12 protein-coding genes and 1 pseudogene are annotated in these 14,112 nt (G+C 67.3%); 12 read left to right on the forward strand and 1 reads right to left on the reverse strand.

Features of this window, described 5'->3' with window-relative positions; all coding sequences use genetic code 11:
• The first annotated feature begins 35 nt into the window (after positions 1-35).
• Entirely contained in the window at positions 36-1,781 is a 1,746-nt protein-coding gene (locus tag ACM0O9_RS04775) for a putative porin (RefSeq protein WP_139727178.1), read from the forward strand.
• 97 nt (positions 1,782-1,878) lie between these two features.
• Positions 1,879-2,208 carry a hypothetical protein gene (locus ACM0O9_RS04780; protein WP_065196391.1) on the forward strand — a complete coding sequence of 110 codons (330 nt, stop codon included), beginning with the start codon at positions 1,879-1,881 and terminating at the stop codon, positions 2,206-2,208.
• Between the two features lie 63 nt (positions 2,209-2,271).
• Here ACM0O9_RS04780 and ACM0O9_RS04785 read toward each other — a convergent pair whose 3' ends face one another.
• Positions 2,272-2,670, reverse strand: a complete 399-nt coding sequence (locus tag ACM0O9_RS04785) for an OsmC family protein (RefSeq protein ID WP_065177680.1) — start codon at positions 2,668-2,670, stop codon at positions 2,272-2,274.
• Positions 2,671-2,991: 321 nt separating this feature from the next.
• Here ACM0O9_RS04785 and ACM0O9_RS04790 point away from each other — a divergent pair, with 321 nt between their 5' ends.
• The 10 genes and pseudogenes from ACM0O9_RS04790 (at position 2,992) to ACM0O9_RS04835 (ending at position 14,061) form a co-directional block, all read left to right on the forward strand.
• The gene (locus ACM0O9_RS04790) at positions 2,992-3,495 is read left to right on the forward strand and encodes an RNA polymerase sigma factor (RefSeq protein WP_005416753.1); all 504 of its coding nucleotides are present in this window, start codon (positions 2,992-2,994) and stop codon (positions 3,493-3,495) included.
• Between the two features lie 82 nt (positions 3,496-3,577).
• Positions 3,578-4,534, forward strand: coding sequence for a FecR family protein (locus ACM0O9_RS04795; RefSeq protein ID WP_065186513.1), 957 nt, complete (start codon positions 3,578-3,580; stop codon positions 4,532-4,534).
• A 182-nt stretch (positions 4,535-4,716) separates the two neighbouring features.
• A pseudogene (locus ACM0O9_RS04800) lies at positions 4,717-7,839 on the forward strand (TonB-dependent receptor).
• Between the two features lie 52 nt (positions 7,840-7,891).
• The gene (locus ACM0O9_RS04805) at positions 7,892-8,656 is read left to right on the forward strand and encodes a Slam-dependent surface lipoprotein (RefSeq protein WP_065186511.1); all 765 of its coding nucleotides are present in this window, start codon (positions 7,892-7,894) and stop codon (positions 8,654-8,656) included.
• Positions 8,657-8,746: 90 nt separating this feature from the next.
• On the forward strand, positions 8,747-10,201 hold the full coding sequence (locus ACM0O9_RS04810; RefSeq protein WP_414603985.1) for a surface lipoprotein assembly modifier: 1,455 nt from the start codon (positions 8,747-8,749) through the stop codon (positions 10,199-10,201).
• A gap of 136 nt (positions 10,202-10,337) precedes the next feature.
• Positions 10,338-10,742 (forward strand): response regulator, encoded by a 405-nt coding sequence (locus ACM0O9_RS04815; RefSeq protein WP_005416747.1) that lies wholly within the window; start codon positions 10,338-10,340, stop codon positions 10,740-10,742.
• 9 nt (positions 10,743-10,751) lie between these two features.
• Entirely contained in the window at positions 10,752-12,338 is a 1,587-nt protein-coding gene (locus ACM0O9_RS04820; protein WP_235649222.1) for a sensor histidine kinase, read from the forward strand.
• Positions 12,339-12,408: 70 nt separating this feature from the next.
• On the forward strand, positions 12,409-12,750 hold the full coding sequence (locus ACM0O9_RS04825) for a type II toxin-antitoxin system prevent-host-death family antitoxin (RefSeq protein ID WP_065177688.1): 342 nt from the start codon (positions 12,409-12,411) through the stop codon (positions 12,748-12,750).
• 3 nt (positions 12,751-12,753) lie between these two features.
• Positions 12,754-13,380, forward strand: coding sequence for an ATPase (locus ACM0O9_RS04830; protein WP_065177689.1), 627 nt, complete (start codon positions 12,754-12,756; stop codon positions 13,378-13,380).
• Between the two features lie 63 nt (positions 13,381-13,443).
• Positions 13,444-14,061: a hypothetical protein gene (locus ACM0O9_RS04835; protein WP_069138412.1), complete on the forward strand. Its 618-nt coding sequence runs from the start codon at positions 13,444-13,446 to the stop codon at positions 14,059-14,061.
• The last annotated feature ends 51 nt before the right edge of the window (positions 14,062-14,112 follow it).

The following is a 14,112-nucleotide window of genomic DNA, read 5'->3' on the forward strand; positions in this document are numbered from 1 at the left end:
CCTCCATGATTTCCCTTCATTCGATGAGAACCGTGATGAACGACCACGTCCGCGCACGAACCGATTCCCGCCGCCCGCGGCCGGCCCGACGGGCGCTGCTGTGCTGCGCCGTGCTGCTCAACCTGGCCGCCCCGGCCGGCGCGATGGCCGCCGAAACCACCATGGTCAAGCTGATCAAGGGGTTGATCGCCAGCGGTGCACTGAAACCCGAAGACGGCCAGGCATTGCTGGTGCAGGCGCAGGCCGAAGCAGCAGCGTTGCAGCACACCGCGGCCGCCGGGACACCGGCCGCCAGTGGTGGCGTGGCCCTGGAGGCCGGTGACGTGCGCGTGCCGTACGTACCGCAGAGCGTGCGCGACGGCATTCGTGACGAAGTGCGCCAGGAGGTGATGACGCAGGCCAGGTCCGAGGGCTGGGCGGCGCCGAACGAAGTGGCTGAGTGGACCAAGCGCATCAAGGTCACCGGTGACATGCGCGTGCGCAGCGAGTCGCGCTTCTTCTCCGAACGCAACAGCGACATCGTCAGCAACTGGTCGTCGATCAATTCCGGCAACGGCTTCGACACCAATACCAACACCAACCTGCAGCTGCCACCGCTGCTGAACACCCGCCAGGACCGCCGCAACCTGTGGCGCATCCGCGCCCGCCTCGGCATCGAGGCGACCATCGGCCAGCACACCACGGCTGGCGTGCGCCTGGCCAGCGGCAGCAGCAATGGCCCGGTGTCAACCACCGAGCAGCTGGGTGGTGGCCTGAGCAAGAAGGACGTGTGGCTGGACCAGGCCTGGCTGGCCTATAGCCCGGCCGACTGGGTGACGGTGCGCGGCGGCCGCTTCGGCAATCCGTTCTGGACCAGCGATACGCTGTTCTCCAACGACCTGAACTTCGATGGCCTGGCCGCCAACCTGCAGTACGACTTCGACGGCGGTGACCTTGGCCTGTTCGGCAATCTGGCGGTGGTACCGCTGGAGTACACCTCCGACAGCGCGCCCAGCCAGAGCCGGGTCAAGACCCCGAACGAGAACAAGTGGCTGTCCGGTGCACAGGTCGGCGTGAACTGGCGTTTCAACGATGACAACGCGCTGCGCGCGGCGCTGGGTTACTACGACTTCAAGAACATCAGCGGCCGCCTGTCCTCGCCGTGCGCGCTGTATGCGGGCGCGGTGGGCTGCGATACCGACTGGTCGCGCCCGGCGTTCATGCAGAAGGGCAACACCCTGATGCTGATCCGCGACATCGCACGCAACCCGCTGGATCCAGCCAACACGCCCACCCCGCAGTACGTCGGCCTGGCCTCGGCATTCCGCCTGGCCACGCTGAACCTGCGCTGGGATACGCAGCTGGCCCAGGGCATCGGCCTGCGCCTGGACGGCGACTACATCCGCAACCTGGCCTACGACAAGCAGGCGATGTTCAGCCGCGCCAACAACGGCATCGTCAACAACTACGGCGCCGGTGGTACCGCCAGCATCGACACCTTCCGCAGCGGCGACACCGCCTGGATGGTGCAGGCCACCTTCGGTGCCACCGACCTGAAGGAGAAGGGCCAGTGGCAGGCGCTGCTGGGCTACAAGCGCATCGAGGCCGATGCGCTGCCGGACGCCTACAACGACCCGAACTTCCACCTCGGAGGCACCAATGCCCGCGGCTACTACGTGGGCGGCGCCTACGCGCTGGACGCGCGCAGCTGGATCAGCGGCAAGTGGATGGCGGCCAAGGAAGTGTCCGGTGCTCCACTGTCGATCGATGTGTTCCAGCTGGAGTTCAATACCGGGTTCTGAGTGACGGCGTGATGTGGATCACGTAGTGCGTGGCGGGGGCGCAGCGATGCGCCCGTCTAAGGAAAGGAGACCACGCGCTGCACATAAGGAGGAGTGGATGAGCCGTCGCAAGCTGTTCGAGAGTTCCGAACCGTCCAGCCGATCGCTGGGCATCGGCCCGGCCTATGTCTCGGTGGAGGGGCTGCGCCAGCACCTGGCGGAGTTCCTGCTGTACGCAGGCCGGCCGGTGGTGATCATGCGCGGGCGCAGCGAAGTGGGGTATTTCCTGCCAGCGCGCTGCTGGCGCCAGCGTGAGGATGATCCGCTGGCCGCCGCCGCCGCCGACCAGCTGCTGGACGCGGCCGGGTTCCAGGCCGAGGATATCCAGCAGGTAGAGCAGGAATTCAACGCGATGCGCCAGCGCACCGTACTGCATTCACGGCGCTGAGCCTTTTGCAGAGCCGGGCATGGGCTTGGCTCTACAGTAGATCCACGCCATGCGTGGATGGGGTTACGCAGCACCCCCGTGCTCACTGGTGATGCGTGCACCCTCGCGCATCACCAGGGTCACCGGGGTCTTCTCCACCACCTCCAGCAACCGCTGCCACTGCGCATCACTCAGCTCGGCGCTGGCATGCAGCACGCGGTGCACGTGGAAACGTCCATCCTCGTCACGTTCCGAGCGCAGCTCGGCATGGAACTCGCCCAGATCCCAGCCCTTGCGCTGCGCATACATGCGCAGGGTGATGGCGGTACACGCCGCCAGCGAGGCCAGGTACAGGTCGAACGGCGCAAAGCCCTTGCCCTGGCCACCCAGCGAGGCAGGCTCGTCCGCATCCACATCAAAGCTGCCGTTGCTGATGTGGTGCAGATAGTCGTCGGCGGTCGAAACAATGCGTGCGTAGGCCATCACGTTCTCCATCTGTCTGTGGCGTCGAGCCACGCTCGACTGCGCCAAAAAGGGCGGCCCCAGCCAGGACCGGGGCCGCCACCCCATCACTCGGTACGATCGTACGAGAACTGGATGCCCGCGGTACCACCGGTTGCGATGAAGAGGTTCATGAAATCCGGGACCGTTGCCGAGCGGGCCCAGTCGCGCTGCAGTTCGCAGAGCACCTGCCATGCGTGGATGAACGAGCCCGCGGCTTGCCGCCCACGGCCGCGCAGCCCACAATCCACGTCCGGACCGTCGCCATCACGCCCATCATTCCCCGGTCCGGCCTTGGCACCTATGTCTCCCAATGCCCTGGCGCTGGTCGAGCTGCTGATCCGCGAGCGCCGCGCGTTGTCCCGCTTCATCGCACGCTATCTCGACCCGGCCAGTACCGAGGACACCCTGCAGAACCTGTACCTGAAGGCCAGCAGCGTGCCCGGCGATCCGCCCATCCTGGAGCCGCGCGGCTATCTGTACCGGATGGCCTACCATCATGCGCTCAACCGCAGCCAGGCCGACGCCCGCGAGCGACGTGCCATGGCCGAGTACGCCGTCGACATGGCCGAGGCCAGTCGCGATGGCGAGGCACAGGCGCTGGACCAGGCGCAGCTACGCGAGATCACCCAGACCATCCTCGCCCTGCCGGTCCAGGTGCGCGAGTGCTTTGTCCTCAATCGATACCTGGGCCTGAGCGAGCGTGAGATCGCTGCGCGCCTCGGCATTTCCAAGAGTCTGGTCGGCAAGCATGTGCTGCGTGCAGCGTTGCTGATCCAACAGCATCAGCAGGGGGCGCGGCGATGAGCGGCGATTACCGTGGGCAGATCGCGCCCGCCGTTGTCAGAACAGGAAAGCGCACCCGTTCGTGGTGCGGCAGGCCACAACCATGACCACGTCCGAACCCTCGCCGCGTCAGGCCAGGCAGGCGTTGCGCTGGGTGATACTGCGCAGTGCAGGCCCGCTGCCGGAACGCCAGCAACGAGCCCTGCAGCGCTGGCTGCAGGCCGATCCCCGCCACGCGCGGGCCTGGCGCCAGCAGCAGGCCTTCTGGCAGCGGTTGGACGCTGCCGGGCCGGAGGTGCTGGCAGCGCTGCCCGAGCTGACCGCAGATCGGCAGGGGCTGCGCCCGATCGCACCGCGCCGCCGTCTGCCCTGGCTGCTCGCCAGTGCTGCGGCCGCAGTGCTGATGGTCGCGGCCGCACCACACGCGTTGCTGCTGGCGCGCAGCGATGTGCGCAGCAGTGATGCGCCGCGCGTGGTGCGGCTGGACGACGGCAGCACGGCGGTACTCGATGCCTGCACCGCACTGGCATTCACGTTCGATGGCCAGCAGCGGCGCGTGCAGCTGCTGCGAGGGCAGGCCTGGTTCCAGGTGGCGCATGAGCAGCGACCGTTCCAGGTCGAGGCCGGCGGTGGCCAGATCCGCGATATCGGTACGGCGTTCAGCGTGTCGATGCAGGGCGCCACCATCACCACCGACGTCAGCGAGGGCGTGGTCGATGTGCGCCCGGGCGATGGCAGCGTGCAGCGCCTGCGCGCCGGGCAGGTGCGCGCGTTCCGTGACGGGCGCTGGTTGCAGCCGCTGCGGGAGGCCGCGCCGGAGGCGATGGCGCCGTGGCGCCGTGGTGAGGTGGTGATCGACGGTCTGCCTGCCGCGCAGGCCATCGCCGATCTCGGCCGCTACCGGCGTGCCCCGGTCTGGGTGGTGGCCGGGCAGGGCACACGCGTGCGGGTCAGTGGCCTGTTCCATCTGCAGCAACCGGACACGGCCATCGACGCCGTGGCCGCGCAGGCGGGACTGCGGGTGCAGCGCTTGCCCGGTGGTGCGTTGCTGGTGTGGTGAGGCGCCCGCGGAGCACGCATGAACAGGCTGCATGAAAAAACATGAAAAAACCGTGGGCAGTCGTCGTACCCCGCTGTCTATAGAGGTATAGCCAGAGCGAAACCGCGTTTCTTCTCAAGCCAGACACACCACCGGGCACCGGTCGTGACCGTGGTCCCGCCCCGCTTGAGGAGTTCCTGTCCATGCCGTCCACGGCATCCGCCTGTCATCGTCGCGCTACCGTCCTGTCCTTGGCGATCTCCACCGCATTGTTGCCGTTGGCCTGGGTGCCGGTGGTGCAGGCGCAAGCAGCGGTGGCCGCACCGCTGCGCACTTACGCCATTCCGGAACAACCGTTGGCCGATGCCGTGCGCAGCTTTGGCCGCCAGGCCGATGTGCAGGTGGTCTTCCGCAGTGACCTGGTGGAGGGCCGTCGATCCAGCGCGGTGAGCGGCGAGTACAGCCAGATGCAGGCCCTGCAGCAGCTGCTGCGCGGCAGTGGGGTGCGTGCCCAGCGCGGCATGGATGGCACCTGGAGCCTGCGCGCCGCAGCGGAGGCGGGGGAAGGGGACGGGGAAGGGGTGCGGGTGACCGAAACACTGGACGTGGCCGGTCGCCTGCAGTCGGAAGGGGGCGAGGCCCGCGATCGGCGCGGCTACGACGATGTCTTCGCGCTGGATCTGACCACGGCGTACTCGGGGCGCGACCGGGTGGAGCGCTACCGCGGCTCCAATCCGGCCGACGTGGTCAAGGATCTGGTCGGTGTGTTCAGCGGTGATGCGCGCAACAGCGGCGCGCTGGACATCAACATCCGCGGCATCCAGGGGCCGGGGCGGGTGCCGGTCAGCATCGACGGTGGCGAGCAGGCGCTCACGGTCTGGCGCGGCTACAACGGCGTCAGCAACCGCAACTACATCGATCCCAACCTGATCGGTGGCATCCAGGTCATCAAGGGGCCAGGGCTGGTGCGCGATGTGCACAGCGGGATTGGTGGTGCGCTGGTGATCAAGACCATCGACGTTGACGACATTGTTGCTGCCGGCGAGCGCTTCGGCGGGGAGCTGAAGATCGAAGGCAGCAGCAATGCGGTGGCGCCACGCCTGCCGCGGCTGCATACCGGCGAGGATTACCGCACGGTGCCGGGGTTCCCGCAGGGCTCGCCCTCGGCACCTTATGCCGACAGCACGCTGCTGGTGCCGGTGAAGTCGCGCGGTTCTGAAACCCATGTGTTCGCCGGGGAAGACCAGGCCTGGCGGCTGGCGTTGGGCCTGCGTGGCGAACACGTGGACCTGATGGCGGCCTATGCCTGGCGCAAGCGGGGCAACTACTTTTCCGGCACCCGGGGCGCGGCGTACTACGACCGGGATCCGCGCGAGCAGTTCGAGTACAAGGGCCTGGACTACATCACCACGCTGGCGCGCTACTTCAAGCCCGGCGACGAGGTGCCCAACACCTCCAGCGAGCAGGAGTCGTGGTTGCTGAAGGCGACCTGGCAGATCAGCGACGACCAGCAGCTGCGCGCGACCTGGCGGCGTACGCTCTCCCACTACGGCGAGATCATGCCCTCGCGCATCCTGTCAGCGCCCGACTACGGTCGCATCCAGTGGCCGCTCAGCCGCGTCGATGCCGGTGCCTGGAACCTGGAATACCACTGGCAGCCCGCCGGCAGCCGCTGGCTGGACCTGCGTGCCAACCTGTAGCGCACCGAAACCACAAGCGATACGTACACCGCTGGCGGCTTCCCCAATTTTGCCAGCAACCCCGACTGGAACCCCGGCAGCAGCCCGATCCTGCGCAATACCGCGCTGGCCAATGCCCGCAACGACCGCACCGGCCTGACCCTGAGCAACCGCTTCGCGTTGCATTCCACCCTGGACCTGACCGTGGGCGGCAACTGGCAGTTCGAGAAACTGCGCTCGGCGGACCCGTACTTCGGCGTCAGCGATGGCTGGCGCATGTACCCGCGCGCGGGGCGCCGCCAGGAAGGCGAGGGCTACCTGGTGCTGGACTGGCGGCCGATGGATTTCCTCTCCCTGAGTGCCGGCGTGCGCTACGCGCGCTATTGGGCCTTCGATGATTTCCTGCAGGACCACCCGGAGCTGATGACCACCTCGGTGTTCCCCAAGGAGGCCCGCTACCGCGTCAACGAACTGCCCGAACGCCCGGCCAGCCTGCAGGGCGAGATCGACGCCATCGAGTCGCAGCGCGCGTTCTGGGACAGCATCGGCATGGGCTTCATTGTTGATGATCTGCTGAAGGGCCTGCTGAGCAGGTATGAGACGCCGGTTGCGGTGGACCACGCCATTCCGTGGCTGCCGGATGCGGACGGCAATTACAGCCGTGCCAGCAACCCCTGCCTGAATGGCGAGGTGGCGGCCATTCCCGGGCTGTTGCCGGTGCAGGGGTCGCAGATCCTGTGCAGTATCCAGAGCGGACGGCCGCAGACGGTGTCCGGGCGCAATGAGCGCAGGCGCGACCATACCTGGCTGCCGACCTTCTCGGCCACCGCGCATTTCTCGCCCAATGCGCGCGCCTACGTCCGTTATAGCGAGGCGGTGCGTTTCCCCAGCATGTTCGAGAGCACCATCGCGTTCTCCAGCAGCCTGAACCCGCTGTACCCGCTCAAGCCCGAGCACGCCTACAACTACGAAGTGGGCTATGTGCACAACCTGTCGGCGCTGTTCGGCAACACCGCTGATGCCGACGTTAAGCTGGCCTACTACGTGCACAAGACCCGCAACGTGATCGAGCGCGACGGCAATTTCCTGTTCGACAACCTGGACAAGCAGCGCATCCGCGGCGTGGAGCTGCAGGCGCGCTTCGACAACCGCCGCTTCTTCACCGACCTGGGCATCACCCGCACGCTGGAAAACAAGGTCTGTGATGAAAGCATGGCGGTGCAGCTCGACGCACTCGCCGGCAAGGTGCCCAACTGCGTGCAGGACGGCTTCGTCAGCGGCTACCTGCTGACCCAGGCCATTCCCCGCTTGTCGGTGAACGCGTCGCTGGGCACCCGGCTGTTCGATGAGCGCCTGGAGCTGGGCAGCCGCATCGTGCATTACCAGCGCCACCAGAACCCGGACCTGCAGGCCTACCGTGACCGCCTGTACGCCGGCAGTGGTGGCCTGATCTGGCAGAACGTGCCGTTCACCTGGGGAAACATCACCACCGTCGATGCCTACGCGCGCTGGCGCATCAACGACCATGCCAGCGTCGAGCTGGTCGGCACCAACCTCGGCAACCGCTACTACGTCGACCCGGCCACGCGCTCCACGCTGCCGGCGCCAGGGCGCACGCTGAAGCTCGGTGTCACTGCACGCTTCTGATGACCTGCCTCGTTGTTGTACCCGTTGTTCCCTCAACCCAAGGAGTAGTTCCATGAAGATGATCTCCCGTTCCGTACTGGCCATGGCCGCCACCTTCGCCCTGGCCGGTGCCGCCCAGGCCGCCGACATCGTCGGTGCGGCCAGCCCGGCCACCGATTCGCAGCTGTACGTCAAGGTCGGTGCCTCCGAAGTCAATGGCGGCCCGCACAGCGCAGGCAAGGCCGGCATCGGTGTCGGCACCGTCTCCAACGCCAAGCCGGTCGATTTCCAGGGCCTGGCCGCATACTCGGCCCCCACCACCGTGGGCAACGTGACCGTACGTACGCTGGCCATGCCGATCACCGGCACCCCGGGCAATCATGCCGGCATGGGCCACTTCAACTTCGTCAAGGTGGGCAGTGGCGATGTCTGGTTCGGTGAATGGTCCAAGGATGGCGCCGCAGGCGGCTTCAACAATCGCCAGGTGTACTTCGCTGGCGACCGTGCGGGCACCACGTTGCCCAGCGGCACCGCCACGTACGCGGTGGCTGGCCTGAACAAGTTCAACGGCAGCAACCTGCTCAGCGGCACCTTCGCCGCGAACTTCGGTACCGGCAAGCTGACCGGCGGCCTGACCGGTGGTGGCCAGACCCTGGCGATCAGCGCCAACATCAACAGCGCCGATGCGTCCTTCGCCGGCACCGCTGTGGCCAACGGTTCGGTCACCGGCAACAGCCAGGGCCAGTTCTTCGGCGCCAACGCCGCCACCCTGGCCGGTATCGCTACGTTCGCCGGCAACAGCCAGTACGACACCGCCTTCGGCGGCAGCAAGAACTGATTGCCACGCCCCTGACGGGGCAGGGCAGGGACAAGCCGCGATCCGCCAGTCCCTGCTTCGGCCCGCTGCATGCACCGCCACGGATCGACCATGCGCCACCCCATTTCCCTTGTGTTCCTGCTGCTTGTTGCCGCCGACGTGCGCGCCCAGCAGGACGATCTGCGCCGCGTGCTCGAACAGGGCAGCGAACTGCGCCACCAGCAGCAGGACCAGCAGCGCCTGCAGCAGGCCGAATCGCAACGGCCGACGCTCACCATCGATGGCCAGACCGTGCGGGTGGAGCGCACCGTCGATGATCTCGGCCAGGCCCTCTACCTGTCATTGCAGCATCAGCAGTGGCCGGCCGCTGCGGCGTTCCTGGCCGAATACCTCGAGCTTCCGGGGCACGATCCGCTGCTGCGCCACTACGCGCAAGGTGCGTTGGCCCGCGTGGCCGGTGACCATTCGCGCGCCGCACAGGAGTACGAAGCACTGCTGGCAGCGCAGCCGGACTTCCTGCCCGCCCGCCTTGAACTGGCGCGCGTCTATGCCGAAGACCAGCGCGACCGCGAGGCGGTGGCATTGTTCGGTGCAATCAAGGCCGGTATCGACAGCAACGATCCGGCCACCGCGGGTGTGCGCGCACGCGTGGACAGCTATTTGGACGCGTTGCAGGCACGCGGGCGCTGGAAGGGTGCGGTCGCCGCCGGGCCTGCATGGAGCGACAACATCAACCGCAGTTCGGCCAGCCGCACCTGCCTGTTCGGTGTCGGCGACACCTGCCTGATCGAACGCACGCTGCCCGAAGCGCAGCGCGCCACCGGCCTGGACTACGACGCCAGCCTGGAACGGCGCTGGGCGTTGGCAGGCCATCATGGCCTGTACGTGCGTGGGCTGGCGTTCGGCCAGGCCTGGCGTGGCTACAGCGCATACAACGAGCTCAACGCCAGCGTGCAGGCCGGCTACAGCTGGCGCAGTGCACGGCACACCCTGCAGCTGGCGCCGAGCCATGACTACCAGGCGCTGGGCAACCACGCCCTGCAGGGCGGCAGTGGTGTGCACGGCGAATGGCAGTACGCCCTGGACGCGCGCAGCCTGCTCAAGCTGGAGGCCGACTGGAAACGCCAGCGCTACCGGCAGCCGGGCCTGGCCGACAACTACGATGGCGAACTGGCCGCGCTGTATGCCACCTGGTTCCGCGCGCTCAACCCGCGCTGGACCCTGTTCGCGGGCGTGGACCTGACCGACAGCAGCGCAGCCGACCCGGCCAACGGCTACCGCCAGCACGGCCTGCGGCTGGGCGCGGCACGGCAGTGGAGTGGCACCACGGCCACGGTGTTCGTGTCGTTGCGTCACCGTGACTATGGTGCCTGGAGTCCTTTGCTGGAGGCGCGCAGGCAGGACGACGAACAGAACCTGATCGCCATCGTGCGCAGCGAGCGGCTGGCGGTGGGCGGGCTGGTGCCCAGCCTGAGCCTGCGCTACGCCTGCATCGACAGCAACGTCGGTTGGCTGTACAGCCATGACCGCAGCCTGCTCAGCCTGAAATGGGAGCGTGCGTTCTGAACGCACCGCTGCCATGCCGGAGTGAATGCGCCGCGGCTGCGATCTTCATCGATCATCACGCGCCCTTGTAGCCCGGTTCGCGCATCCTACGGCCGTTGCGGCGGAGGTGGGCCGCGTGTATCGAGGAGCGCCGGTCGTGCTGGAAGCGGGCAACAAACCAGAAGGCCTGAAAGGGTTGAGAGTACTGGTGGCGGAAGATGAATTCGCCATCGCGATGTTCCTGGTGGACTACCTGGAGCTGAAGGGCGCGCAGGTGGTGGGGCCGGCCGGGGATCTGCAGGCACTCGGCCGGCTGCTGGATGACAACCCCATCGATGTGGCCCTGCTGGACATCAACCTGGGCGGTGAACAGGTGTATCCGCTGGCCGACCGGCTGGCCGAAGCGGGTACGCCGTTCATGCTGACCTCTGGCTACGATGACAACCTGCCCAGCCGCTTCGCGGATGCGCCCCGCTGCACCAAGCCCTATCACATCGAGGCCCTGGTCCAGCAGCTGGCGGGACTGGTGGCGACGCCGCAGGCCCCTGCGGGCATCGCCTGATTGCGCGGCATGTCGCGCCGCACCGAAGGCCTCCGGGCCGTTGAGCGCCCGGCAGGCATGCCGCCGTCGCTGCAGGCCCATGCGCGCCATGACGGCATGGCCGCCCGCATTGCCCGGCACGACTGGTCAGGCACGCCATTGGGTGCGATCGAGCAATGGCCGCCGCACCTGCGCGCCACCGTCGACCTGATGCTTGCGCACGGCTTCCCGATGATTGTGCTGTGGGGCGAGCAGCTGGTGCAGCTCTACAACGATGGCTATGCCGAGATCCTGGCTGACAAGCATCCTGGCGGACTGGGCCAACCGACGCGCGAGTGCTGGCCCGAGGTCTGGCACATCAATGGCCCGATCTACCAGCGTGTGTGGCAGGGCGAGACCATCACGTACGAGGACAAGCTCTATCCGCTGGCGCGGCGGGGGCGTTTGGAGGATGTCTGGTTCACCATCACCTACAGCCCCATACGCGGAGAGGACGGGTGCATCAACGGCGTGCTGGTGACCATGTTCGAAACGACCGCTGCGCACGTCGCGCAGGCGGCCCGCGAACGCGAGGAACAGAAGCGCCGTGAGAGCGACCGCCGGTTGGCGCTGGCCTTCAAGGTGCTGCCGGTGGGTGTCTGCATTGTCGACGCCGACGGCAACCTGCAGCTGTCCAACGACCAGATGCGGACCTATCTTCCCACCGGCAAGGTGCCCTCCACGGATCGCCCCAACCACTATAGGTGGCAGGGGGTGCATGCCGATGGCTCGCGCATCGAACCCCACGATTTCGCCATCGCCCGCGCCCTGCGGGGGGAGACGATGGTCCCGGGCCTGGAGTTCCAGTTCATCCATGACGACGGGCGCGCGCGCTGGACACGCGTCGCCGCCGCACCGCTGCGTGATGCCGATGGCGCGGTGAGTGGCGTGTTCGCGATCGCAGTGGACATCGACGATCTCAAGCGTGCCACCGAGCGCCAGTCGGTGCTGCTGGCCGAACTGCAGCATCGGGTGCGCAACATCATGTCGACCATCCATGCCATTGCCTGGCGGACCCGCGTATCGGTCGGCAGCGTGGACGAGTATGCCGAGCGCCTGTGCGCGCGGCTGATGTCACTGGCGCGCACGCAGAGCCTGTTGACCCGCGGCGCCAATGTAGGGGTCTGCCTGCGCGGCATGCTCGAGGAGGAGATCGCGGCGCAGGCACCGGCGGCCGCCGCCTGTCACCTGCAGGGCGAGGATGTGCTGTTGCCACCGAAGGCGGCCGAAGTACTGTCGCTGGCCATCCATGAGCTGGCCGCCAATGCGCTCCGGCACGGCGCGTTGGCCCACGAGGACGGGCGGGTTGATGTCTGCTGGCACCTGCAGGTGCAGGACGGGCAGCCGTGGCTGGGCCTGCACTGGTGCGAGCGCCATGCCGAGGTGGAGGGGTGGGAGATGCCACGCCAGCGTGGCCTGGGCCGGGTCCTGATCGAGCAGCGGGTGCCCTATGAACTGGCCGGCAGCGGCGAGCTGCGCTTTACCCCGCAAGGCCTGGATGCCTGGATCCGCTTCCCGCTGCGCGATCGCGACAGCCTGCTGCAGACCGACGCCCCGGACACCGGGCTGCCTGGGTAAAAGGGCATTTATCTCCAATTTGGCCAAATTGGTTATAGTGGTTCCCATCCGCCCCGCCTGGAGCCGTGCCATGACCCTGCCGCTGGATCTGCCTGGCCTCGAAAAGGCCCCGGCCTCGTCGGTGAAGACCCGCGGCTGGCCGAGCCTGATGCGCACCGTGCGCGAAAAGCAGGCGCTGGTCATCACCAACCACAATCACCCGGAAGCGGTGATCGTGGACATCCGCACCTACCAGGAACTGCTGGCCAAGGCCGCTGGCGGCGATGCCGGTGAGCGCAACGAGGAACTGCAGCGCCTGCGCAACGAGTTCGACCAGACCCTGGCCGGGCTGCAGCGCGGTGAAGGGCTGGGCAAGGTGCTGGGCCAGCCGATCCGGCGCGGCCGCAAGGTCACCCTCGGCCGCCCGCTCTGATCGATGGGACGCATCCTGGCGCTGGCCGGTGTCAATGGCGCCGGCAAGAGTTCGCTGCTGGGCACCTGGCTGGACGCCGAAGGGCTGAGCTGGTTCAACCCGGACGCGTTCACCCGTCGCCTGGTCGACGCCGGCTGGTCGCTGCCGGAGGCCAACGCCGAGGCATGGCAGGAAGGCACCCGCCGCCTGCGCCAGACCATGGCCGATGGCACCGACTTCGCCTTCGAGACGACGCTCGGCGGCAACACCATTCCGCGCCTGCTGCGTGAGGCCTGCGAACGGCATCAGGTGGCGATCTGGTTCTGTGGGCTGGCCGATGTTGAGCTGCATATCGCCCGTGTTGCTGCGCGGGTGGCCGCCGGTGGCCATGACATTCCAGTCGAGAAGATCCGCGCGCGTTTCGATTCCGCGCGCGCGAACCTGCTGGAGCTGCTGCCGCACCTGGCCGAGTTGCACGTCTACGACAACAGCGCACCGGCCGACGCGCAGGGTTGCGTGGTGCCGCTGCCGGTATTGGCCATGGCTGCAGGCGAACTGCAGTACCCGATTGCCGTAGCCGACCTGCTGCACACGCCCGGCTGGGCCAAGCCCATCGTGATGCGTGCAATGGAATCGAACACCCCGCGCTAGATCCACGCCATGCGGGGATGCCTTGGCTGTGGTTAGACTGGCCGCACACCCAAGGAGGATGACATGCACGGACCTGCGATGTTCCGCTCCACTTCGACCTGCCTGGCGCTTGCTGCGCTGGCGCTGTCCAGCCTGACGGCGATGGCCGCGCCGGCCGCGTCCAAGCGGGTGGTGGCGCCGCCCAGCCTGGTACAGGCGTATCGGGCCGCCGAAGCCAATCTGCGGCTGATTCCCGGCGATGACATTGAATCCGAGTTCCGTCCGGTGTGGACCGCTGTTGCCGATCTCGATGGCGATGGCCGTGCCGAGGTCGTGTATTTCTACACGTCCACCTACACCGGCGGCAGCTTCGCGCAGAGCAATGTGGTGGCGGTGATGACGGCGCTGACAGCGAACGATCCGCGTGGCCAGGAGAACCCGAAGAGCCTGTCGCCGGTGGAGGCAGAGGACTATGCCGCCATCCGCAGGTATGGCTATGGCGATGATGCCGGCATCCAGATTCCGGGCGCGGTGCAGTCGATCCGAATCGAAGGCAACCGGATCATCGTTGCCTTCACCGTTACCGCAGGCGCAACGGTCTGCGAAATTCCCCGCGATTTCCGCCACGTCTGTCCGCCGGACGGAAACTACACCTGGACGCTGCGTTGGACGCCGGGGAAGCTGACCCGCATCAAGACGTAGCGCCATGCAGCGCCGGGCGTATCCACCCGGCGCCACTTGGCCCATCGATCC

The sequence above is a fragment of the Stenotrophomonas sp. FR012 genome (genome assembly GCF_047520565.2).
Taxonomy (GTDB): domain Bacteria; phylum Pseudomonadota; class Gammaproteobacteria; order Xanthomonadales; family Xanthomonadaceae; genus Stenotrophomonas; species Stenotrophomonas sepilia.